The 20,907-nt window shown below is 74.7% G+C and carries 21 protein-coding genes; 12 read left to right on the top strand and 9 right to left on the bottom strand.

Annotation, left to right across the window (positions count from 1 at the left end):
- The first annotated feature begins 1 nt into the window (after window position 1).
- Window positions 2-1,636 carry a phosphoglucomutase (alpha-D-glucose-1,6-bisphosphate-dependent) gene (pgm, locus tag ACZ2G1_RS16065; RefSeq protein ID WP_115162292.1) on the top strand — a complete coding sequence of 545 codons (1,635 nt, stop codon included), beginning with the start codon at window positions 2-4 and terminating at the stop codon, window positions 1,634-1,636.
- Here pgm and ACZ2G1_RS16060 read toward each other — a convergent pair.
- Window positions 1,626-2,324, bottom strand: a complete 699-nt coding sequence (locus ACZ2G1_RS16060) for a metal-dependent transcriptional regulator (RefSeq protein WP_052132863.1) — start codon at window positions 2,322-2,324, stop codon at window positions 1,626-1,628. The two genes, pgm and ACZ2G1_RS16060, sit on opposite strands and share 11 nt — an antisense overlap.
- A 226-nt stretch (window positions 2,325-2,550) precedes the next feature.
- Between ACZ2G1_RS16060 and ACZ2G1_RS16055 the strand changes: the two genes are divergently transcribed.
- The 5 genes from ACZ2G1_RS16055 (at window position 2,551) to ACZ2G1_RS16035 (ending at window position 7,088) form a co-directional block, all read left to right on the top strand.
- Window positions 2,551-3,084, top strand: coding sequence for a DUF4242 domain-containing protein (locus ACZ2G1_RS16055; protein WP_017832068.1), 534 nt, complete (start codon window positions 2,551-2,553; stop codon window positions 3,082-3,084).
- A gap of 125 nt (window positions 3,085-3,209) precedes the next feature.
- Window positions 3,210-4,301, top strand: a complete 1,092-nt coding sequence (locus ACZ2G1_RS16050) for an acyl-CoA dehydrogenase family protein (RefSeq protein ID WP_052132862.1) — start codon at window positions 3,210-3,212, stop codon at window positions 4,299-4,301.
- Window positions 4,298-5,029 carry an ABC transporter ATP-binding protein gene (locus ACZ2G1_RS16045; RefSeq protein ID WP_241482848.1) on the top strand — a complete coding sequence of 244 codons (732 nt, stop codon included), beginning with the start codon at window positions 4,298-4,300 and terminating at the stop codon, window positions 5,027-5,029. The genes ACZ2G1_RS16050 and ACZ2G1_RS16045 overlap by 4 nt, the downstream gene beginning before the upstream one ends.
- A complete protein-coding gene (locus tag ACZ2G1_RS16040; RefSeq protein ID WP_115162291.1) occupies window positions 5,026-6,207 on the top strand; it encodes an ABC transporter substrate-binding protein in 1,182 nt (393 codons plus the stop codon). The genes ACZ2G1_RS16045 and ACZ2G1_RS16040 overlap by 4 nt, the downstream gene beginning before the upstream one ends.
- Window positions 6,204-7,088, top strand: coding sequence for an ABC transporter permease (locus ACZ2G1_RS16035; RefSeq protein ID WP_081994338.1), 885 nt, complete (start codon window positions 6,204-6,206; stop codon window positions 7,086-7,088). The genes ACZ2G1_RS16040 and ACZ2G1_RS16035 overlap by 4 nt, the downstream gene beginning before the upstream one ends.
- Window positions 7,089-7,091: 3 nt before the next feature.
- Here ACZ2G1_RS16035 and ACZ2G1_RS16030 read toward each other — a convergent pair whose 3' ends face one another.
- Both ACZ2G1_RS16030 and ACZ2G1_RS16025 read right to left on the bottom strand, forming a co-directional pair.
- Window positions 7,092-7,409 (bottom strand): CDGSH iron-sulfur domain-containing protein, encoded by a 318-nt coding sequence (locus ACZ2G1_RS16030; RefSeq protein ID WP_470377148.1) that lies wholly within the window; start codon window positions 7,407-7,409, stop codon window positions 7,092-7,094.
- Window positions 7,406-8,467, bottom strand: a complete 1,062-nt coding sequence (locus ACZ2G1_RS16025) for an iron-containing redox enzyme family protein (RefSeq protein WP_470377147.1) — start codon at window positions 8,465-8,467, stop codon at window positions 7,406-7,408. Before ACZ2G1_RS16025 ends, ACZ2G1_RS16030 begins: the two co-directional genes overlap by 4 nt.
- Before the next feature lie 182 nt (window positions 8,468-8,649).
- Here ACZ2G1_RS16025 and ACZ2G1_RS16020 point away from each other — a divergent pair, with 182 nt between their 5' ends.
- The 5 genes from ACZ2G1_RS16020 (at window position 8,650) to ACZ2G1_RS16000 (ending at window position 15,327) form a co-directional block, all read left to right on the top strand.
- Window positions 8,650-10,008, top strand: a complete 1,359-nt coding sequence (locus tag ACZ2G1_RS16020) for a uracil-xanthine permease family protein (RefSeq protein WP_017832075.1) — start codon at window positions 8,650-8,652, stop codon at window positions 10,006-10,008.
- A gap of 149 nt (window positions 10,009-10,157) precedes the next feature.
- Entirely contained in the window at window positions 10,158-10,559 is a 402-nt protein-coding gene (locus tag ACZ2G1_RS16015; protein WP_017832076.1) for a hypothetical protein, read from the top strand.
- 37 nt (window positions 10,560-10,596) lie between these two features.
- Window positions 10,597-11,022, top strand: coding sequence for a four-helix bundle copper-binding protein (locus ACZ2G1_RS16010; protein ID WP_109222240.1), 426 nt, complete (start codon window positions 10,597-10,599; stop codon window positions 11,020-11,022).
- Between the two features lies 1 nt (window position 11,023).
- On the top strand, window positions 11,024-13,441 hold the full coding sequence (gene ppsA, locus ACZ2G1_RS16005; RefSeq protein ID WP_336649961.1) for a phosphoenolpyruvate synthase: 2,418 nt from the start codon (window positions 11,024-11,026) through the stop codon (window positions 13,439-13,441).
- On the top strand, window positions 13,438-15,327 hold the full coding sequence (locus tag ACZ2G1_RS16000; RefSeq protein ID WP_470377146.1) for a heavy metal translocating P-type ATPase: 1,890 nt from the start codon (window positions 13,438-13,440) through the stop codon (window positions 15,325-15,327). The genes ppsA and ACZ2G1_RS16000 overlap by 4 nt, the downstream gene beginning before the upstream one ends.
- Window positions 15,328-15,336: 9 nt before the next feature.
- Here ACZ2G1_RS16000 and ACZ2G1_RS15995 read toward each other — a convergent pair whose 3' ends face one another.
- The 4 genes from ACZ2G1_RS15995 to ACZ2G1_RS15980 all read right to left on the bottom strand — a co-directional run bounded on the left by ACZ2G1_RS15995 (window position 15,337) and on the right by ACZ2G1_RS15980 (window position 17,368).
- Window positions 15,337-15,765 (bottom strand): universal stress protein, encoded by a 429-nt coding sequence (locus ACZ2G1_RS15995; protein ID WP_017832080.1) that lies wholly within the window; start codon window positions 15,763-15,765, stop codon window positions 15,337-15,339.
- 86 nt (window positions 15,766-15,851) lie between these two features.
- Window positions 15,852-16,280 (bottom strand): universal stress protein, encoded by a 429-nt coding sequence (locus ACZ2G1_RS15990; RefSeq protein WP_017832081.1) that lies wholly within the window; start codon window positions 16,278-16,280, stop codon window positions 15,852-15,854.
- A 76-nt stretch (window positions 16,281-16,356) separates the two neighbouring features.
- Window positions 16,357-16,788, bottom strand: a complete 432-nt coding sequence (locus ACZ2G1_RS15985; RefSeq protein ID WP_035925940.1) for a universal stress protein — start codon at window positions 16,786-16,788, stop codon at window positions 16,357-16,359.
- A gap of 163 nt (window positions 16,789-16,951) precedes the next feature.
- Window positions 16,952-17,368 carry an Hsp20/alpha crystallin family protein gene (locus tag ACZ2G1_RS15980; protein ID WP_031282283.1) on the bottom strand — a complete coding sequence of 139 codons (417 nt, stop codon included), beginning with the start codon at window positions 17,366-17,368 and terminating at the stop codon, window positions 16,952-16,954.
- A 284-nt stretch (window positions 17,369-17,652) separates the two neighbouring features.
- On the opposite strand from ACZ2G1_RS15980, the gene ACZ2G1_RS15975 reads away from it, so the two are divergent.
- The gene (locus ACZ2G1_RS15975; RefSeq protein WP_147284769.1) at window positions 17,653-18,171 is read left to right on the top strand and encodes a hypothetical protein; all 519 of its coding nucleotides are present in this window, start codon (window positions 17,653-17,655) and stop codon (window positions 18,169-18,171) included.
- 20 nt (window positions 18,172-18,191) lie between these two features.
- On the opposite strand, the gene ACZ2G1_RS15970 is transcribed toward ACZ2G1_RS15975, so the two are convergent.
- Entirely contained in the window at window positions 18,192-19,517 is a 1,326-nt protein-coding gene (locus tag ACZ2G1_RS15970; protein WP_470377145.1) for an erythromycin esterase family protein, read from the bottom strand.
- The gene (locus ACZ2G1_RS15965; RefSeq protein ID WP_031282285.1) at window positions 19,514-20,869 is read right to left on the bottom strand and encodes a phosphoribosyltransferase; all 1,356 of its coding nucleotides are present in this window, start codon (window positions 20,867-20,869) and stop codon (window positions 19,514-19,516) included. Before ACZ2G1_RS15965 ends, ACZ2G1_RS15970 begins: the two co-directional genes overlap by 4 nt.
- Window positions 20,870-20,907 lie beyond the last annotated feature (38 nt).

The raw sequence follows: 20,907 nt of genomic DNA, 5'->3' as shown, positions 1-20,907 counted from the left end.
CATGACCAATCGTGCGGGCACCGTCGCCCAACCCAGTGACCTCGTCGACCTCGGCAAGCTCCTCGACGCCTACACCGACGTCGTGCCCGACCCCTCGGACCCGGACCAGCGCGTGGCGTTCGGCACGTCCGGGCACCGCGGCTCGTCCCTCAAGGCCTCGTTCAACGAGCAGCACATCGCGGCGATCACGCAGGCCATCGTGGAGTACCGCGCCGGCCAGCGGATCACGGGCCCGCTGTTCATGGGCAAGGACACCCACGCCCTGTCCGGGCCCGCGCAGGACACCGCGCTCGAGGTGCTGGCCGCCAACGAGGTCACCGTCCTGCTGGACTCCCGGGACGGCTACGTGCCCACCCCGGCGCTGTCCCACGCGATCCTGACCCACAACGCGGGCCGGGCGGAGGCGGTGGCCGACGGCATCGTCATCACCCCCTCGCACAACCCGCCCGGTGACGGCGGCTTCAAGTACAACCCGCCCAACGGCGGCCCCGCGGACTCCGACGCCACCGAGTGGATCGCCCAGCGGGCCAACCAGTTCCTCGAGAACGGCATGTCCGGGGTCCGCCGGGTCTCCCTGGAGCGGGCGCGGGCGGCGGAGACCACGGGCGCCTACGACTTCCTCGAGGAGTACGTGCGGACGCTGCCGGAGGTCGTCGACCTCGACGTGGTCCGGGACTCCGGCCTGCACATCGGCGCGGACCCCATGGGCTCGGCCTCCGTGGCCTACTGGGGCGAGATCGCCCAGCGCTTCGGGCTGAACATGACCGTGGTGAACCCGCAGGTGGACCCGCAGTGGGCGTTCATGACCCTCGACTGGGACGAGAAGATCCGGATGGACTGCTCCTCCCCGAACGCCATGGCCTCCCTCATCGGCAACCGGGACAAGTACGACATCGCCACCGGCAACGACGCCGACACCGACCGCCACGGCATCGTGACCCCGGACGCGGGGCTGATGAACCCGAACCACTACCTGGCGGTGGCGATCGACTACCTCTTCCGCGAGCGCACCGGCTGGTCCCCGGACGCCGGGGTCGGCAAGACCCTGGTGTCCTCCTCGATCATCGACCGGGTGGCGGCCTCGCTGGGCCGCGAGCTCGTGGAGGTGCCGGTGGGCTTCAAGTGGTTCGTGCCCGGCCTGATGGACGGCTCGATCGGCTTCGGCGGCGAGGAGTCCGCGGGCGCGTCCTTCCTGCGCCGGGACGGCTCCGTGTGGTCCACCGACAAGGACGGGATCATCCTGGCCCTGCTGGCCTCGGAGATCACGGCCCGCACCGGCAAGACCCCGTCCCAGCGCTACGCGGAGCTCACCGAGGAGTTCGGCGCCCCGGTCTACCAGCGCATCGACGCCCCGGCGAGCCGGGAGCAGAAGGCCGCCCTGAAGAAGCTCTCCCCGGCCCAGGTCGAGGCGGACACCCTGGCCGGCGAGCAGATCACGGCGAAGCTCACGAACGCCCCCGGCAACGGCGCGGCGATCGGCGGGCTGAAGGTCACCACGAAGAACGCGTGGTTCGCGGCCCGGCCGTCCGGCACGGAGGACGTCTACAAGATCTACGCGGAGTCGTTCCTCGGCGAGGAGCACCTGCAGCAGGTCCAGCGGGAGGCCAAGGCGCTGGTGGACGGCGTCATCTCCTGACGGGCCCCGGAGGCGGTCCGGGCCGGTCCCGGGGCCGGACCCAGACCGCCTCCGCGGCGAGGACGTCCACCTCGACGACGTCCCCGTCCAGCACCACGGGCACCGCGCGAAACCGGTGCTCGCCGAGCACGAGCTCGGTGCCCGGCCGGATGCCGGCGGTTCCGAGCCGGCGCAGCACGGCCGGATCCGCGTCCGAGACCCGGGCCACCACCACGGGACTGCCCGGGGCGACGTCGGCGAGGAGCACGGCCGGGGCGGACGGCACGGTGCCGTCCCGCCGCGGGATCGGGTCGCCGTGCGGGTCCCGCTCCGGATGGCCCAGGAGGGCGTCCAGCCGGGCGACGAACTTCTCGCTCACCGCGTGCTCGAGGACCTCGGCCTCCTCGTGCACCTCGTCCCAGGAGTAGCCCAGGTGGCCGGTGAGGAACGCCTCGAGGATCCGGTGGCGCCGCACCATCTGGACGGCGACGTCCCGACCGCGGTCGGTGAGGACGATCCCGCCGTGGGCGGGCCGGCTCAGCAGCCCCTGCGCGGTGAGCTTCTTGACGGCCTCCGAGACGGTGGACGGGGACAGGCCCAGCCGCTGGGCCAGCCCGGTGGTGGTCACGGCGTCCGAGGACCACTCCTGGGCCAGCCAGACCGTCTTCAGGCAGTCCTGGACGGACCGGTTCACTTCTTCCGCGCGCACTCCCCCAGGCTAGCGACCCGCAGGCGGCGCCGCCCGGCGCCGACCCCGGGCGGGCGGACCGGGGCGCATTGTGCACCCGGCGGGCCCCCGGCACGAGGAGAACCCGCCCGGACGCCCCGTGTTGCGAAGTGTGACGGATCCCGGGACCTTCCGGGGGCAGGAGCCTAGCCTGGCAGGAGTGCCCGAGCGGCGACGACGCCGCCCCGACCCGACGGAAGGAACCCCCATGTCGCTCCACCTGCTCGAGATCGTTCCCGCCTCCGCGTCCAAGGACGCCGTGACCCAGCTCATCGCCACGGTCTCCGAGGCCGTCTCCGCGGCGGGCGCCGAGTTCATCGAGTCCCAGGTCACGGCAGACCACGGACGGGTGTTCGTGATCGTGGAGGCCGACAGCGCCGAGGGCCTCGCCCAGACCGTGCGCACCGCCGCCGGGGACGCCGCCGCGGAGGTCACCGGCCCCGACGCCGTCCGCCTCGTGGGCGCCGAGCTCGACGACATCAAGAAGCTCAAGGGCGACGCGCAGTACCTGGTGGAGTGGGACATCCCCGCCGAGATCACCATGGAGCAGTACCTGGCGCGCAAGAAGGCCAACTCCCCGAAGTACGCCGAGGTCCCCGAGGTCTCCTTCCTGCGCACCTACGTGCGCGAGGACACCGCCAAGTGCCTGTGCTTCTACAACGCCCCCGACGAGGCGGCCGTGGAGCGGGCCCGCCAGGCCGTGGGCACCCCGTTCGACCGGCTGTTCAAGCTCAACGTCTGACGGGCCGCAGCACACGACGACACGGCGGTCCCCGCGAGCCGGGGGCCGCCGTGGTGCTTCGACGCCCGGGCCCGCCCGCCGAGCGGACGAGCCCCGCCCCGCACTCCCCGGCAGAACGGAAGACCATGACCCAGTCCACGCGCTCCCCGTCCACGGCCGGCGGGCCGGACCCCGAGAGCCGGCCCCTGCTCGCGCCGCTCGTCGACTACCCCGAGCACGAGTTCGTCCGCCGCACCGCCGCGGCGCGGGCCCGCGACGTCGACACGGCCGCCGCCTCCCCGCTGGGGACCCTGCGCGAGCTGGGCGCCCGGGGGCTCCTGGACCTCGGCCTGACCGGGTCGCTGGCCCCGCAGGCTGCCGTCGTGTTCGACCTCGCCACCGAGTGCACCGCCACGGCGTTCTCCCTGTGGGCCCACCGGGCGACCGTCGAGTACCTCGCCGCCACCGGGACGGAGATCCCCGCGGACGTGCGCTCCGGGGCCGTGCCCGGCTGCTCGGCGATGGCGCCGGCCTTCAAGGACGCCGCCGGCATCGGCGAGATCCCCGTGACGCTGACCGCCGGCGCGGCGGGACCGGTCCTCGACGGCACTGTGCCGTGGGCCTCCAACCTGTACCCCGAGGGCGTCGTGGTCCTGCCCGCCGTCCGGGAGGACGGCACCCGCGTGGTGGTCCGGACCCGGGTCTCGGCACCGGGGGTGACGGTGCGCCTGCTCGAGAACCTGATGGCGCTCAACGCGACGGCCTCGGGCGTGCTCGTCCTCGAGGGCGTGGCCGTCGACCCCGCCGAGGACCTGCTGAGCGAGGACGTCCCGGCCTTCCTCGCCGCCGTCCGCGGCCCGTTCCTGCTGCTGCAGACCGCCTTCTGCCTCGGCCTCTCGGCCGCCGCGCTGACCGCCGCGCACGAGGCCCTGCAGGGCGTCGCCGAGGTGTTCCGGGAGGAGCTCGAGGAGGCGACCGCCGAGTACCGCCGCCTGCGCGCCGACCTCCTGCGTCTGGCGGAGGCGCCCCGGGAGACCTCCCCCCGGGAGCTGTTCTCCCTCCGGCTGGACGCCGCGCTGCTCACGGGCCGGGCGACCCGGATCGAGGGGAAGGTCGTGGGCGGGCGCGGCTACGCCATGTCCTCCCCCACCGCCCGCCGGGCCCGCGAGGCCGCGTTCCTGCCCGTGCAGTCCCCCACGGAAGGTCACCTGCGGTGGGTGCTGCAGAACCTGGCTTGAGCCGGGCCGCGCCGGCGCTCACCGTCCGCGGGCTGCGCAAGAGCTACCCGGGGGCCTCCGCGCCCGCCCTCGACGGGGTGGACCTGACCCTGCGCAGCGGCGAGACGTTCGCGGTGCTGGGGCCCAGCGGGTCCGGCAAGTCCACGCTGCTGCGGGCGATCGCGGGGCTCGAGCCCCTGGACGGGGGCAGCATCGAGTTCGGCTGCGCCGACGAGCGCTTCGCCGTCGTCTTCCAGGACCCCGGGCTGTTCCCCTGGCTGTCGGTGCGCCAGAACATCGCCCTCGGCGGCCGGTACCGGCGCAACCGGGACCGCTTCGAGGACGCCCGCGTGGACGACCTGCTCGAGATCCTCGGCCTGGTCCCGCTCGCGCACACCCCCGTCCAGGAGCTCTCCGGCGGGCAGGCCCAGCGGGTCTCGGTGGGCCGCGCGCTCGCGGTGCGCCCCGACGTGCTGCTGCTCGACGAGCCGTTCAGCGCCCTGGACCCGGCGACCCGCAAGGACCTCCAGCTGTGGCTGCGCGGGCTCGCGACGGAGCTCGACCTGACGGTCTTCCTCGTCACCCACGACGTCGACGAGGCCATCACCCTCGGCGACCGGATCGGCTTCTTCGCCGGTCCGCGCGGCTTCCGCCGGCAGTGGGTCCCGGCGCAGGACGGCACGACGGCCGAGCAGATCCTCGCCCACTACCGCGGGGCCGACGACGGCTCCGGGAACTGGGTCATATGAGCGCCGGCGGGCCGAGCCGGCGGGTCCTGCTGCGGGCCGGGGCGGGGGCCGCGGCCCTCACCGGGCTCGGCTGGGGCGCGGGCTCCCTCTACGCGGACAGCCAGCAGGAGGCGCGCGGCGCGGCCGACCCGGAGCGCCCGGTGCGGATCGGGTACCTCCCGATCACGGACGCCTCCCCCCTGCTGGTCGCCCACGCCAACGGGTACTACGAGGACGCCGCCGTCCCGGTGGCCGACCCCGTGCTCTTCCGCAGCTGGTCCTCGCTGTCCGAGGCGTTCGTGGCGGGCAAGGTGGACGCGATCCACCTGCTGATGCCCATGGCCCTGTACATGCGCTACGGGCTGCGGGCCGACGTGCGGATCACCGCGTGGAACCACACCAACGGCTCCGCCCTCACGGTCCGCCCGGACGTGGCGGAGATCGCCGACCTGGCCGGGGAGTCCGTGGCGATCCCGGCGTGGTGGTCCGTGCACAACGTGGTGGTCCAGAAGCTGCTGCGGGCCGCGGGCCTGACCCCGGTGATGCGCGAGAGCCCGTCCCGGGCGCGGCGCACGGTGGCCCTGCTGCCCATGGCGCCCTCGGACATGCTCCCCGCGCTGAACAACGGCGTGATCGGCGGGTACGTGGTGGCCGACCCGTTCAACGCCGCCGCCGAGGCGCGGCAGGTGGGGCACATCCACCGGTTCCTCGGCGACGTGTGGCGCGACCACGCGTGCTGCGTGACCATGATGCGCGGCGAGCTCCTCCGCAACCGCCCCGCGCACGCCGCGGGGTTCATGGACGCCCTCGTCCGGGCCCAGGCCTGGGCCCGGCAGAACCGCCCCGAGACCGCGGCGCTGCTGGCCGCCGGCTACCTCCCCCAGCCCCGGCCCGTGATCGAGCAGGCCCTGACCTACTCCGCCGCCGCGCACGGGGACGCCCTGCACCACCCGGACTGGCACGGCGAGCGCCTGGACTTCCGGCCCTACCCGTACGCGAGCTTCACCGAGGAGCTGGTCCGCGCCATGCAGGACACCGTCGTCGACGCCCCGGCGGGGTTCCTCGACGGACTGGACCCGGCGCTCGTGCACCGCGAGCTCGTCGACGACACGCTCGTGACCCGCAGCATCGAGAAGGCCGGCGGCCTCGCCGCCTTCGGCATGACCGGCACCACCCGGACCGAGGAGATCAGCGCATGAGCGCGCCGCACCCCGCCCCGCACGACACCCCGGCGTCCCCCACCGACCTCGACGACGCCGCCCGCGGCGCTCCGGCCGGGACCGGTCCGGCGGGCCCCGCCCCGGCGCGGACGCCCCGGCGCACCGGGTCCCGCTGGACCGGCCCGGCCTGGGGGGCCTTCGGGGTGCTGGTCACGATCGCCGTGTGGTGGGCGTTCACGCACGCCGCGGCCGGGGCGAACACCATGATCGCCTCCTTCCAGCCCGAGCGCATGCCCGGTGCGGTGGCCTCGCTGGCCGAGCGGGGGGTGGTGGTCCAGGACGGCCTGACCAGCCTGTGGCGCCTGCTGTGCGGGCTGGCCGTGGCCACGGGCCTGGGCGTGCCGCTGGGCCTGCTCATCGGCTCCTACCGCCGCTTCCGGTGGACCAGCGCCCCGGTGGTGCAGTTCCTGCGCATGGTCTCCCCGCTGTCCTGGGCGCCGGTGGCCGTGGCGCTGCTGGGGGTGGGCAACGCCCCCGTCGTCTTCCTCGTGGCCGCCGCCGCGGTCTGGCCGATCACCATGAACACGGCCGCCGGCGTCAAGGCCCTGGACCCGCTGCACCTGCGGGTCGCCGAGACGCTCGGGGCCACCCCGGTCGAGCGGCTGCGCACCGTGGTGCTGCCCAGCATCCGGCCGTTCGTCATGACCGGGGTGCGGCTGGCCCTGGGGATCTCGTGGGTGGTCATCGTGCCGGCCGAGATGCTCGGGGTCAGCAGCGGCCTGGGCTACGAGATCCTCAACGCCCGGGACCGGCTGGCCTACGACGAGATGCTCGTGGTGATCCTCGTCATCGGCCTGCTGGGCATGGCGCTGGACCAGCTCGCCCAGTGGCTGCTGCGCGAGCCGGGTCCGCGCCGCTGAGCCTCAGCGGGCCCGGAACCGGGCGCGCTTGTGCGAGCCGTCGCAGAACGGCTTGATGGACGACGCCCCGCAGCGGCACAGCGCCACGGTGGCGCGCCCGGGGTCGATGGGCCGGTCGTCGCCGTCCAGCAGCTCGTAGCCCCCGCGCACCAGCAGCGGGCCGTCGGGGCACACGGTGATCGTCGCCGCCGCACCGGACCCGGCTGCAGCGGCCGGCCCGGGGTCGGGCGCCGGCGCAGACTCGGGCACGGGCGCAGTGCCGGGGGCCGGGGCGGGGCCCGGGGCCGCCCGGGCGTCCTCGGGGCGCTCCGCGGCGCTCACCGGACGAGCTCCGCGGCGCCGCGCCGGGACGGCTCCGCCGCGCCCGGGCGCAGCGCGGACTCCCCCGCCTCCCACCGCGCGAGCGCGTGGCGGGCGGCGAGCGCGTCCAGGTGCAGGACGCAGCGGGCGCCGAAGAAGACGTCCGCCGCGACGGCGGGCTCGTCGACCACGAGGCCGCCGGCCATGTCCCGGGCCGCGATCTGCTCGTGGGCGGCGTCGGCCTCGACGTGCTCGTCGTAGAACGCCGCCGCGGCGGGCAGTCCCAGGCGGTGGAAGCCGCGCGCCAGGAACTTGGAGGGCACCGACGACGTCATCTCGTACATCGCCAGGTGCCCCACCACCGCGCCGCGCAGCCGGCGGTGCAGACCGAACATCGTGACGGTGTTGACCCCGGCGAGCCACTCGGCGGGCACCCGGTCCACGGCGCTGCCGTAGGAGTCGTCGAGGCCGGCCTCGCGCATCCCGGCCGCGAACAGGGCCGAGTGCATGCGCGCGGCGTCGCCGCCGCCGTACTCGTCGACCTGGATCTCGATCAGGCCCGCCTTCGCCCGGCCGCTCAGCCGGGGGATGCCCCAGGTGTGCGGGTCGCCCTCCATGAGCTGGTAGACGGACTTCAGCTGCAGGAACTCCCGGGCCTGCTCGGCGTCCGCCCGGCCGGAGAGGTGGCGCGCGAGGCTCGGCCCGTCGTCGTCGGCGGCGATGGCGAACAGGGCGTCGGCGACCGACTGGGGTGTGCCGGGCACGGTGTCGGCGGGCAGCTCCGCGCGCAGCTCGGCCTCGAGCGCGCCGGAGAGGATCTCCCGCGCGCGCAGCAGCTCGGGGTCGCTCTCCCAGCGGTCGTCGACCCCGTCGACGCCCTGGTAGTGCAGGGCGTGCAGGACGAACAGGCTGAGCTGGACGTCGTCGTCGGCGAGCACGCCGTCCGCGCGGGACACGGCGGCGCGGGCGGCCGCCGGCAGCGCCCCGGCCCGGGCCTCGGCCCCGGGGGTGCCGGGCTCCTCCCGGAGCACCGCGAGGAGGTCCTCGCCGAGCGGCCCTCGTGGCTGTGGCTGACGCATGTGTCGACTCCTGTCCGGACGCGGGGGGTGATCGCCCACCATCATAGTTTCCATCACCGTGCTGATCATATGGACGGCCTCCGACAGCGCCGGGTCCGGCCCCCCGCTCCGCCCGGCGGAGCACCGAGTACAGTGGTGGAGGCCCGGATCCGGGCTCCCACCCCGCCGTCGAGGAGACCCGTATGAGTTCCCCCGTGCCCGGACGCACCATCGCCACCCGCCTCGGCCTGGGCTGGCGCCTCCACGGCGACGGCCGCACCGTCACTGCCGGGGAGGTCGTCAGGCCGCGCGAGCGGCTCACCTGGCCCCGGACGGTCACCATCGGCGCGCAGCACGTGGTCGCCATGTTCGGCGCCACGTTCCTGGTGCCGCTGATCACGGGCTTCCCGCCGTCCACCACGCTGTTCTTCTCCGGCGTGGGCACGATCCTGTTCCTGGTGGTCACCGCCGGCCGGGTCCCCTCCTACCTCGGCTCGTCCTTCGCCTTCATCGCCCCCATCACCGCCTCGATGAACCAGTACGGTCCCGGCGGCGCGCTGGGCGGGGTCCTCATGGCCGGCGCGGCGCTGTTCCTCATCGGCCTGGTGGTGCAGTTCGCGGGCACCGCCTGGCTCCAGAAGCTCATGCCGCCGCTGGTCACGGGCACCATCGTGGCGCTCATCGGGTTCAACCTGGCGCCGTCCGCGAAGGACAACTTCATGGAGGCCCCCGTCACCGCGCTGGTGACGCTGTCCTCCATCATCCTCGTCTCGGTGCTCTTCCGCGGCCTGCCCGGGCGCCTGTCGATCCTGCTGGGCGTGGCCATCGGCTACGTCACCGCGGTGCTGCGCGACGAGGTGGACTTCAGCCGGATCGACACCGCCTGGCAGCAGCAGGGCCTCTTCGGGCTGCCCCCGTTCCAGACCCCCGAGTTCCACCTGCCCCTGATGGGCCTGTTCGTCCCCGTCATCCTCGTGCTGGTCGCCGAGAACATCGGGCACGTGAAGTCCGTGGCGCTCATGACCGGCGACGACCTCGACCCGTACATGGGGCGGGCGATCATGTCCGACGGGCTCGCCACCATGATCGCCGGCTCGGGCGGCGGCTCGGGCACCACGACCTACGCCGAGAACATCGGCGTCATGGCGGCCACGCGCGTCTACTCGACGGCGGCCTACTGGGTCGCCGCCGTGGTGGCGATCCTGCTGAGCGTCTTCCCGGTCTTCGGCGCCGCGGTGGCCACGGTCCCCGCAGGGGTCCTGGGCGGCGCCGCCACGGTGCTGTACGGGATGATCGGCATGCTCGGCGTGCGGATCTGGGTGCAGAACCGCGTGGACTTCTCGAACCCGGTCAACCTCACCACCGCCGCGGTGGCCATGATCATCGGGATCGCCGACTACACGTGGGAGGCCTCCGGGCTGCAGTTCGCGGGCATCGCCCTCGGCACGGCGGCCACGCTCGTGGTCTACCACCTCATGTCGTTCCTGGCCCGCGTGCGGGGGACGGTGGGCAGCGACCCGCTCGCCCCCGACACCACGCGGCTGCCCTCCCCCCTGGGCTGAGCTGCGCCGAACACCCCTCTACTCGTCGGTAGACGAAATGTGCCGGTGAGGGGCCGCCTTTCTTGGTGACCCAGGTCTCCTTTCCCCTAGCGTGGAGTGCGGGAGGGCCGAGCAGCCGGCCGCGCACCACGAGCTGCAGGGGAGAGACCATGCACCACAAACCGTCCGTTCTCGTCCAGGTCGACCTCGACGGCCGGCACATCCGGCTCGTCGTCAGCGGGTGCGTCACCGAGCTCAACCACCGGGCCCTGTGCCCCCTCGTCCGCCGTGCCCGCACCCTCGCCCCGGACATCGCCGTGGTCGTGGACCTCACCACCGCCCACCACGTCGAACCGGTCGCCGTGGACCTGCTGCGCTGGGCCGCGGAGCACGAGGACGCGGTGCGCGGCACGCCCGCCGTCGACTTCGTCCTCCCCGCCGAGCTCCCCGGCCACGGCACCGTGACCCGGCTCGCCGGGTGGGCGAACGCCCGCCGCCGCCCCGGGGCCCCCGAGCCCGCGCGCCGGGGGGCACGGAGCGGAGCCGCCCCGCGGTCCCGCCTCGCGGGCTGAACCGGCCCGTACCGTCCCACCAGAGGGAGGACACCCCGTGAGCACGATCAGCCGCGCCCTGATGGCGCACCCCGCCGCCCCCGAGCTCGCGCGCGAGGAGCGGGCGGCGGAGGTCCGGTGCATCGAGGCGTGCCTCGAGGCCGCCCAGATCTGCCGGATCGGCGCCGACGCCTGCGTGGAGGAGGACGCCGTCGCGGACCTCCGCGACTGCCTGCGCGCCGAGCAGGACTGCGCGGTGATCGGCTCGGCCACCGCCCAGGTGCTGGCCCGCCTCGGCTTCCCGGAGCCCGGGGACGGCCGGGCCGTGCTGGTGCCGCTGCTCGAGGCGTGCGGGGCCGCGGCCCGGGCGTGCCGGGACGTGTGCCGGCGGCACGCCGAGGTCTACGAGCACTGCGCCCTCGTGGCCGAGGCGTGCGAGCGGTGCGACGAGGCCTGCGCGGACCTGCTGAGCCGGAGGAGCTGACGTGGCCGCCCCCGAGGTCCACTGGTTCGAGGAGCTCGGGATCGCGGACGTCCCCCGGGTGGGCGGCAAGAACGCCTCCCTCGGGGAGATGGTCCGGGAGCTGGCCTCGCGGGGGGTGCGCGTGCCGGGGGGCTTCGCGACCACCGCGGACGCGTACCGGTCCTACGTGGAGGCCAACGGGATCGGGCCCGCCCTCCGGGACCGGCTCGAGGACCACCGCGCGGGCCGTGCCACGCTGCGGGAGACCGGCGCCGCCGTGCGCGAGCTGTTCCTGCGCGGCGAGTTCCCCGCGGGGACGGCACGGCAGATCCGGCAGTTCTACCGGGAGCTCTCCGCGCGCACGGGCCGCGCCGGGCTGTCCGTGGCCGTGCGCAGCAGCGCGACCGCCGAGGACCTCCCGGACGCGAGCTTCGCCGGCCAGCAGGAGACGTTCCTCAACGTGGTCGGCGAGGACGAGCTGCTGGAGGCGTGCCGGCGGTGCTACGCGTCCCTGTTCACGGACCGGGCCATCACCTACCGGGAGCTCAAGGGGTTCGACCACCTCGCCGTCGCCCTGTCCGTCGGCGTGCAGGAGATGGTCCGGGCGGACCTCGGCTGCTCCGGGGTGATGTTCTCGATCGACACCGAGAGCGGCTTCCCGCGCGTGGCCGTGGTCAGCGCGACGTGGGGCCTGGGCGAGACGGTCGTGCAGGGCACCGTGGACCCGGACAAGTACCTCGTGTTCAAGCCCCTCCTCGACGTGGCGGAGGCCCCGATCGTGGAGCGGACCCGGGGGGCCAAGCTGCACAAGCTCGTCCACGACGACGACGCCCCTGCCGGGGCCGCCGCCACCCGGCTCGTGCAGACCTCCCCCGCGGAGCGGCAGGCGTGGGTGCTCGGCGACGACGACGTCCTGCGGCTCGGCCGCTGGGCCGTGCTCGTCGAGGACCACTACGGCCGCCCCATGGACCTGGAGTGGGCGAAGGACGGGCTGACGGGAGAGCTGTTCCTCCTGCAGGCCAGGCCGGAGACCGTCCAGGCCGGTCGCAGCGGGACCCGCTTCACGATCCACCACCTCCGGGGCGAGGGGCGCGTGCTCGCGGTGGGCGCCGCGGTCGGGGACGCCGTGGCCACCGGCCCGGCCTGCGTGGTCCGCACCGCGGCGGACATCGAGTCCTTCCGGGAGGGGTCGGTGCTCGTCACCGAGATGACGGACCCGGACTGGGTCCCGGTGATGAAGCGCGCCGCCGCGATCGTCACCGACCACGGCGGGACCACCAGCCACGCGGCGATCGTCAGCCGGGAGCTGGGCCTGCCCGCCGTCGTCGGCACCGGGGACGCCTCGCGGACCATCCCGGAGGGCCAGGAGCTGACGGTCTCCTGCGCGGCGGGCGACCGGGGCACGGTCTACGAGGGCACCCTCCCGTTCGACGTCGAGGAGGTCGACCTCGGGGAGCTGCCGGAGTCGCGCACCGCGATCATGGTCAACGTGGCGAGCCCCGCCGCGGCCTTCCGCTGGTGGCGGCTGCCGGCCGACGGGGTGGGTCTGGCCCGGATGGAGTTCGTCGTCAACAACATCGTCGAGGTCCACCCCATGGCCCTCGTGCACCCGGAGCGGGTCCGGGACGAGGCGGACCGCCGGCGGATCGCGGAGCTGACGGCGGGCTTCCCGGACGGCCAGGAGTACTTCGTGCAGACGCTGGCGCTGGGCCTCGCCAAGCTCGCCGCCCCGTACCACCCCCGGCCGGTGATCGTGCGGCTCAGCGACTTCAAGTCCAACGAGTACGCCCACCTCGTGGGCGGGGCGGCCTTCGAGGAGCCCGAGGAGAACCCGATGCTCGGCTTCCGGGGAGCCTCCCGCTACTACGACCCCCGGTACCGGGAGGGCTTCGCCCTCGAGTGCCGGGCGCTGCGGCGGGTGCGCGAGCGCATCGGCTTCGACAACGTGGTGGTCATGGTTCCCTTCTGCCGCACCGTGGGCGAGGCGGACCGGGTCCTGGCCACGATGGCCGAGCACGGCCTCGAGCGCGGGCGGCACGGCCTGAAGGTGTACATGATGTGCGAGATCCCCTCCAACGTGGTCCTGGCCGAGCAGTTCGCCACGCGGTTCGACGGCTTCTCCATCGGCTCCAACGACCTCACGCAGCTCGTCCTGGGGGTGGACCGGGACGCGGAGGCCCTGCGGGCGCTGTTCGACGAGCGGGACGAGGCCGTGACCCGGATGATCAGCGAGGCGATCCGCAAGGCCCACGCCGCGGGCATCCCCATCGGCATCTGCGGCCAGGGGCCCAGCAACCACCCCGACTTCGCCGAGTTCCTGGTGCGGGAGGGGATCGACTCGATCTCCCTGAACCCGGACAGCTTCCTGCGCACCGCGCGGCGGATCGCCGAGACCGAGCGGCGCCTCGCGGCCGGGCCCGGGGGCACAATGGACGCATGAGCCTCTCGGTGGGCGCACGCCCCGACCTGGACGTCGAGCCCGGCCGCGCGGGACGGCTGCTCGAGTTCCCGCGGCGCTATCCGCTCGTGGCCGTGACCCTGGCCGTGGGCGCCGTGGTCGTGGGACTGCTGGTCGCCGGGCAGCCGGGGCCGGCGCAGTGGCTGGGCTCCGGGTGGGCCCTGGTCGTGGCCGCCCGGGTGGCGTGGGGCATGGTCGCGGACGTCGTCGCCGGGCACTGGGGCGTGGACCTGCTGGCCGTCACGGCGATCAGCTCGACCGTGGCGGTCGGCGAGTACCTGGCGTCCCTCGTGGTGGTCCTCATGCTCACCGGTGGCCAGGCCCTCGAGGACTACGCGGCGAACCGGGCCCGCAAGGAGCTCAACGCGCTGCTCGAGCGGGCTCCGGTGCTGGCCCACCGGCGGCACCCGGACGGGTCCGTCGAGGACGTCCCGGTCGAGGAGGTCCGCCCCGGGGACGAGCTGCTGGTCCGCCCCGCCGAGGTCGTCCCCGTGGACGGGTGCCTGGTCGGCGCGGAGGCCGACTTCGACGAGTCCTCCATCACCGGGGAGAGCCTGCCCGTGACCCGCCGCGCCGGGGAGCCGGTGCTCTCGGGCGTCCTCAACGAGCAGCAGGCCGTGGTGCTGCGGGCCACCGCCACCGCGGCGGACAGCCAGTACTCCCAGATCGTGGCGATGGTGCGGGAGGCCGCGGAGTCCCGCGCGCCGGTGGTGCGCCTGGCCGACCGCTACGCCGTGCCCTTCACCGCGTTCGCCCTCCTCGTGGCCGGGCTGGCGTGGTGGTACCACGGGGACCCGGTGGTCTTCGCGGAGGTGCTCGTGGTGGCCACCCCCTGCCCGCTGCTGATCGCCGCCCCCGTGGCGTTCCTGGGCGGGATGAGCCGGGCGGCGCGCAACGGCGTCATCATCAAGAACGCCGGGACCCTCGAGCGGCTCGCCGCGGTGCGCACCGTGGCCTTCGACAAGACCGGGACGATCACCTACGGCCGCCCCGAGCTGCTGGCCGTCCACGCCCGCCCCCCGTTCCCGGAGGAGGAGCTGCTGCGCCTGACGGCGTCCGCCGAGCAGTACTCCTCCCACGTGCTCTCCGCCTCGGTGCGGGACGCCGCGCTCGCCCGGGGGCTCGTGCCGGCCCCGGCCGAGGAGGCTCACGAGGAGGCCACCCACGGGGTCACCGCCACCGTGGAGGGACGCCGGGTGGTGGTCGGCAAGCGCGCCCACGTGGCCCGCTCCGCCCCGGACGTGGTCGAGCAGGCGCTCGGGCCGGGCGAGCTGGCCGTCTACGTGGCCGTGGACGGCCGCTTCGCCGGCACCCTGGTGATGAGCGACCAGGTGCGCGAGGACGCGGCGGCCACGATGGCCGAGCTGACCGCGCTCGGGGTCCGGGAGATCCTCGTGCTCAGCGGTGACGCCCGCGCCACCGTGGAGCACGTCGCCGCGGCGCTGGGCATCACCCGGGTGCTGCCCGAGTGCCTGCCCGAGGACAAGGTCCGCACCGTCCGCAGCGCCCCGCACCGTCCGGTGCTCATGGTCGGCGACGGCGTCAACGACGCCCCCGTGCTCGCCGCCGCCGACGTCGGCGTCGCGATGGGCGCCCGGGGCGCGACCGCCGCCAGTGAGTCCGCCGACGTCGTGATCCTCACCGAGGACCTCGCCAGGACCGCGACGGCGGTGCGGATCGGCCGGCGCACCATGCAGGTGGCACTGCAGAGCATCTGGCTGGGCATCGCCCTGTCCGTGGTGCTCATGCTCGTGGCTGCCACCGGGGCGATCCCCGCGATCTTCGGCGCCCTCAGCCAGGAGGTCGTGGACCTCCTGGCCATCCTCAACGCCCTGCGCGCCCTCCGCGGGCCCCGCGGCGAACGGTGACCGGCCGGCTCAGTGCCGGACGACGAGCACCGGGCAGTGGGCGTAGGAGACGCACGCGTGGGAGACCGAGCCCAGGGAGGAGCCGAGCAGCCCGCCGCGGCCGCGCCGGCCGAGCACGAGCAGCTGCGCGGTTTCGCTCTCCGTGATGAGCCGGCCTGCCGGGCGGCCGTGCGTCACCGTGGTGGTCAGGCGGCCGGGGACGTCCTCCCCGAAGACGGCCGCGACCGTGCGCGCGAGGATCCGCTCGTGGTTGGCGCGCAGCGCCTCCTCGTCGACGAGGAGCTCGGCGTCCAGCACGGTGGGGTCCCCCGCGCACGCGATCGCCTCGAGCGGGGCGTCGAGGGCCTCCGCGAGCCTCGCGGCGAGCCGCAGGGCCTCCATCGAGGACTCCGAGCCGTCGATCCCCACGAGGATCCGCTGGTCCGTCGGTGCGTTCATGACCGAACCTCCTTGTCCGGGCCGGCTGCCGGGAGCCGGCCTTTCGGTGCCGCGTGGCCCGCGCCGGGTGGTCCGGCGCCGGCCGGTCAGTGCCGGACGACCAGCACCGGGCAGTGGGCGTGGTCGATGCACGCGTTGGAGACGGAGCCCAGGGCCGAGCCCCGCAGGCCTCCGTGGCCGCGGCGCCCGAGCACCAGCATCAGGGCGTTCTCGCTCTCCTCGACCAGGCGGGCCGCGGCCCGTCCGTGGAGCAGCTCGGCGCGCACGTGCTCCGGGGGGTCCGCGCCGAACACGTCGGCGACCGTCGAGCGGAGCAGCTCCACGCTGCCGGCCGGCGGCCGGTCCGGGTCGACGGTCTCCCAGCCCTCGTAGAGGGGCGGCCCCTCCCAGAACATGAGGGCGGTCAGCGGGACGCCCAGGGCGCGGGCGATCCTGTCCCCCGCCCGGAGGGCCTCCTTCGAGGAGTCCGATCCGTCGATGCCGACGAGGATCCGCTGCTGTGACGGTGTCTCCATGGCCGAGCTCCTTCGTTCCGGCGCCCGCGGTCCGTGCCCGGGGCGCGCTCCGGCCGCCAGGAACCTGGCGGACCGCTCAGTGCCGCACCACGAGGACGGGGCACTTGGCGTGGGAGACGAGGGCCGAGGAGACGGAGCCGAGGATCATCCCCAGCACCCCGCCCGTTCCCCGCCGGCCCACCACGAGCATCCGGGCCTCCTCGCTCTCCTCGATGAGCCGGGCGGCGGGCTGGCCGCGCAGGAGCCGGGTGGTCAGGTTGGCCGGGCGCTGCTCCCCGAACACCTCCTCGAGGGTGCTCTCGAACAGCTGCTCGCTGCCGCGGCGGAACTCCTCGGGGTCCACCACGCGGTAGCTCTCGTAGAGCAGCGGGTCCTCCCAGCACATGACGGCCTCGAGCGGTGCGCCCAGGGCCTCGGCGAGCCGCACTCCCTCCCGGAGCGCGGCCTTGGACGACCCGGACCCGTCGACTCCCACGACGATCCGGCCTCCGGACGACGGCTCGCCCATGGTGTTCCCCCTTGTTTCCGGCGGGCCGGCCGGTCCGCCTGTCTCCACGATAGGACCCGGTGAGGTCCGTCACAACGGATCCCCGGTCCCGGGGCCCGCATGACGGCCGACTGGCGGCACCGCCCCGTCCCGCCTGCCGTCGCACGGGCGGCGCGCGGCGTCCTCAGCCGCGGGTGACCTGGATCTTCCGGGTCGCGGGCGGCTCGACGTGCCCGGCGACGGGCACGCGCACCTCCAGCACGCCGTCGCGGTACGCGGCGCTGATGTCCTCGTCCCGGCACCCGGCGGGCAGCGGCAGGGCGCGGGAGAACGAGCCGTAGCGGAACTCCGAGCGGTAACCGCCCTTGTCCTTGTGCTCGGTCCGCTCCCTGCGCTCGGCCCGCAGGTGGAGCACGTCGTCGGCCACCGTGAGCTCCACGTCCTGCTCGGGGTCGATGCCGGGCAGCTCCGCCCGGATCACCACGGTGTCGCCGTCCCGGTACTCCTCCACACGGGGCCAGGAGGCCTCGACGTCCCCCTCCAGGAGGCGTCGGAGGGGCTCGAGCATCTCCAGCCCCTCCCTGCGCATCAATCCGGCCATGACCTGACTCCTTCCCGTGGCACCGGTGCCGCGGCCGTCCGGGACGTCGTCCCGGACGGCCGGCGGGACCGGTGCGGTCCGCCTCGACCCTTCAAGCGTAGACACCGCCGACCGGGCGCGTAAGGGCCGCGGGGTCCGGGACGCATGATGACGGGGGCCCGCTCCACCGGCCCCCGGGGACACTGGATTCGCAGGTGCGACAGGGCGATAATCGGGGCATCCCCACGGGTTCTGTCGCCGTCCGGCGGCCACCCCGGGGACCGGGAGAGAGCGGGGTGTCCGCGGTGGACAACAACGTGATGAAGATCGTCTACACGTTCTTCCTGGGGGCCCTGCTGGCCCTGTTCGTGGGCCTGGGGATCCAGACGTTCTATCCGGGGCCGGAGATGCCGGAGTCGACCGCGGGGATGGAGTTCGTGCCCGAGGGGGGCGCTCCGACCGAGGAGCAGCGCGCGGAGATGGAGGAGAACGACCGGCAGTGGCGGCAGTGGCAGGAGGAGCAGCAGAGCTACAGCCGCGACGTGGCGGTCGTGGCCCTGGGCGCCTCCGTGGTGCTGCTCGGTCTCAGCCTCGTGCTGGAGAAGCGCAACAGGGTGCTGACCAACGGGGTGATGCTGGGCGGGCTGTTCACCCTGATCTACGCCATCGGCCGCAGCTTCGCCTCCAGCGAGACCACCATGACGTTCGTCGCCGTGAGCGTGGGCCTGGCGGTGGTGCTGGTCCTCGGCCACCGGCGCTTCTTCCAGGACCGTCCCCCGGCGGGCGCGCCCGAGGAGGCGCACCGGGAGCAGAGCGGCGTCTGAGCCGCTCCGCCGGGACGCCTCTAGAAGCCCGTCGGCTCGGTCTCCAGCTCGGGCTCCTCGGGCGGGGCCTCGTGGTGCAGGGGCCGCAGGGCGGCGGTCGTCCCGAACCACAGCAGCGCGTCGTAGCGCTCCCCCATGCGGGTGGGGACGTAGTTGCCGGCCTCGCGCCACGGGTGGTACACCACCCCGACGGCCCGGTGGCCGAACCTCCCGGAGAGCCAGGGCCCGGAGCGGTCGCGGCCGAAGACGAGCACCGCGTCCTCCTCCAGCGCCCGGTGCAGGAGGTCCTCGTGGCTGCCGGCACGAGCCTGCGGGACGGCGAGCACCTCCTCGGCCGCGCCCCACGCCTCCGCCGCGACCACCGTGCCGGTCCAGGAGGCGAGGCCGACCAGCACCACCTCGTGCGCGGGGTGGCGCTCGCGCAGCAGCTGACCCACGTTGACCAGCCCGGCGTCGAACATGTCGGTGGCCCGGGCGTCCCCCACGTGGGAGTTGTGCTCCCACACCAGGCCCTTGGCACCGGGCCCGTGGTGGCGGGAGAGCAGGTCCGCGGTGTCCGCCATGTGCTCGTCCCGCACGTTCCAGGACTGCTGGTCGCCGCGCACCATGGTCCGGTAGTAGCGCTCGGCGTCGACCGTCACCATGGCGTTGAGGACGGCGTCGAACGCGGCGGGGTCCCCGGCCGTCCGGTCCATGGTGCGCCGGCGCACCTCGGCGAGGAGGGCGACGACGTCGGCCTCGCAGCTCTCGGGCACGATCCGCGTCCGCCACGCGTAGCGGTGCGGGTCCTCGTGGAAGGGGACGAAGCACTGCCACGCCTGCAGCGCGGCGGGCAGCGCCTCGGGGGCGCTCGTCCCGAGCCAGCCGATGATCTCCCGCAGCGAGTCCCACAGCGAGTAGACGTCCAGGCCGTAGAAGCCGACCTGCTCGTGGCCGGCCCGGCGGGCGTTCTCCTCCCGGAGCCAGTCGAGGAACTCGGCGACCTCCTCGTTCGCCCACATCCACGTGGGCCAGCGCTCGAAGCCCGCGAGGACGCCGTGGGCGTCGAGGTCCTGGTCCGCCTCGCCGCGCACCCACCGGTCGATCCGCCAGCAGTCCGGCCAGTCCCCCTCGACCCCGATCCAGGTGAAGCCGTGCTCCTCGATGAGCCGGCGGCTGAGCAGGGCCCGCCACCGGTAGTACTCGTGCGTGCCGTGGGACGCCTCCCCCACGCACACGAACCGGGCGCCGGCGCAGCGCTCCACGAGCGGGTCGAGGTCCTGCGCCGTCTCCAGCGGCTGGGCGAGGGAGCGGATCTCCGCGAGGACCCCGGCCTCCCGGGAGGGGCCGCGCCCGAGCGGGCTCACCGGGACGTCCCGTCGCCGTGCTCCCCGGCCGGGGAGAGGTGGCGCAGGAACCAGTCCCGGGCCAGCGCGGCGGCCTCGGCGAGCGTGCCGGGCTCCTCGAAGAGGTGCGTGGCGCCCTCCACCACGGCCAACCGGGTGGGGCAGCGCATCGACTCCTGCGCCCACCGGTTGAGGCCGAGCACCTCGGAGTCCTCGCTGCCGACGATCAGCAGGGTGGGTGCCTGCACCGAGCGCAGCCGCTCGTCCGCGAGGTCCGGCCGGCCGCCGCGGGAGACCACGGCCGCGATGGACGCGCCGGGCTCGGCCGCGGCCCACAGGGCGGCGCCGGCGCCGGTGCTCGCCCCGAAGTACCCGACCGGGGACGCCGCGGAACCGGGCTGCTCACGCAGCCACGCCGTGGCCAGGAGCAGCCGCTCGGCGAGCAGGCCGATGTCGAAGACGTTGCCGCGGTCCGTCTCCTCCCCGGGGGTGAGCAGGTCGAGCAGCAGGGTGCCGAGCCCCGCCTGCTGCAGGACGGAGGCCACGTACTGGTTCCGCGGGCTGCGCCGGCTGCTGCCGCTGCCGTGGGCGAAGACCACCACCCCGGCGCCGGGCGCCGGCAGGTGCAGGTGCGCCTCGAGCTGCTCCCTCCCGGCCGGGATGCGCACGTCGGCGTCGACCGGATAGCCGTGCGCGGCCGGCCCCGCCCGGGGCGGCGCGGGCAGCTCCGGCTGGTGGCGGCGCCGGGCGGCGTCCAGCAGGGCCACCACCTCGTCGTCCTCGGTGGCGGAGAAGTCCCGGTAGTGGTAGCCGACGGCCGTGAAGTACGGCGGGGTCGCGAGGCAGATCACCTCGTCCGCCTCCACCACCCGGCCCAGGGCCTCCTGCGGGGCCACCGGGACGGCCAGCACCACGCGCGCGGCGCCCAGCTGGCGGGCGATCCGGCAGGCCACGCGGGCCGTGGAGCCGGTGGCGATGCCGTCGTCGACGACCAGGGCGGTCCGCCCGGTGAGATCGACCCGCTCCCGGCCCTCCCGGAAGCGCGCCGTCCGCGCCTCGAGCACGGCCCGCTCCCGCGCCTCGATCTGCTCGAGCTGCGCGTCCGTCACCCCGAAGTACTGGAGGGTCCGCTCGTCGAGCACGCGGGCGCCCTCCTCCCCGATGGCGCCCATGGCCAGCTCGGGCTGGGAGGGGACCCCCAGTTTCCGCACCACGATGACGTCCAGCGGCGCGTCCAGGATGCGGGCCACCTCGTGGGCCACGGGCACCCCGCCGCGGGGCAGCCCCAGCACCACCACGTCCTGCCCGCGCAGGGACCTCAGCCGCTTCCCCAGCTGCCGCCCGGCCTCGACCCTGTTCTCGAAGACCACCATGGTCCCCACCGCCTCTCCGGCGGGCGCGCGGCCCACCG

Source organism: Kocuria sp. KKT182 (assembly GCF_055635395.1).
This window is presented reverse-complemented; position numbering and strand designations above follow the sequence as displayed.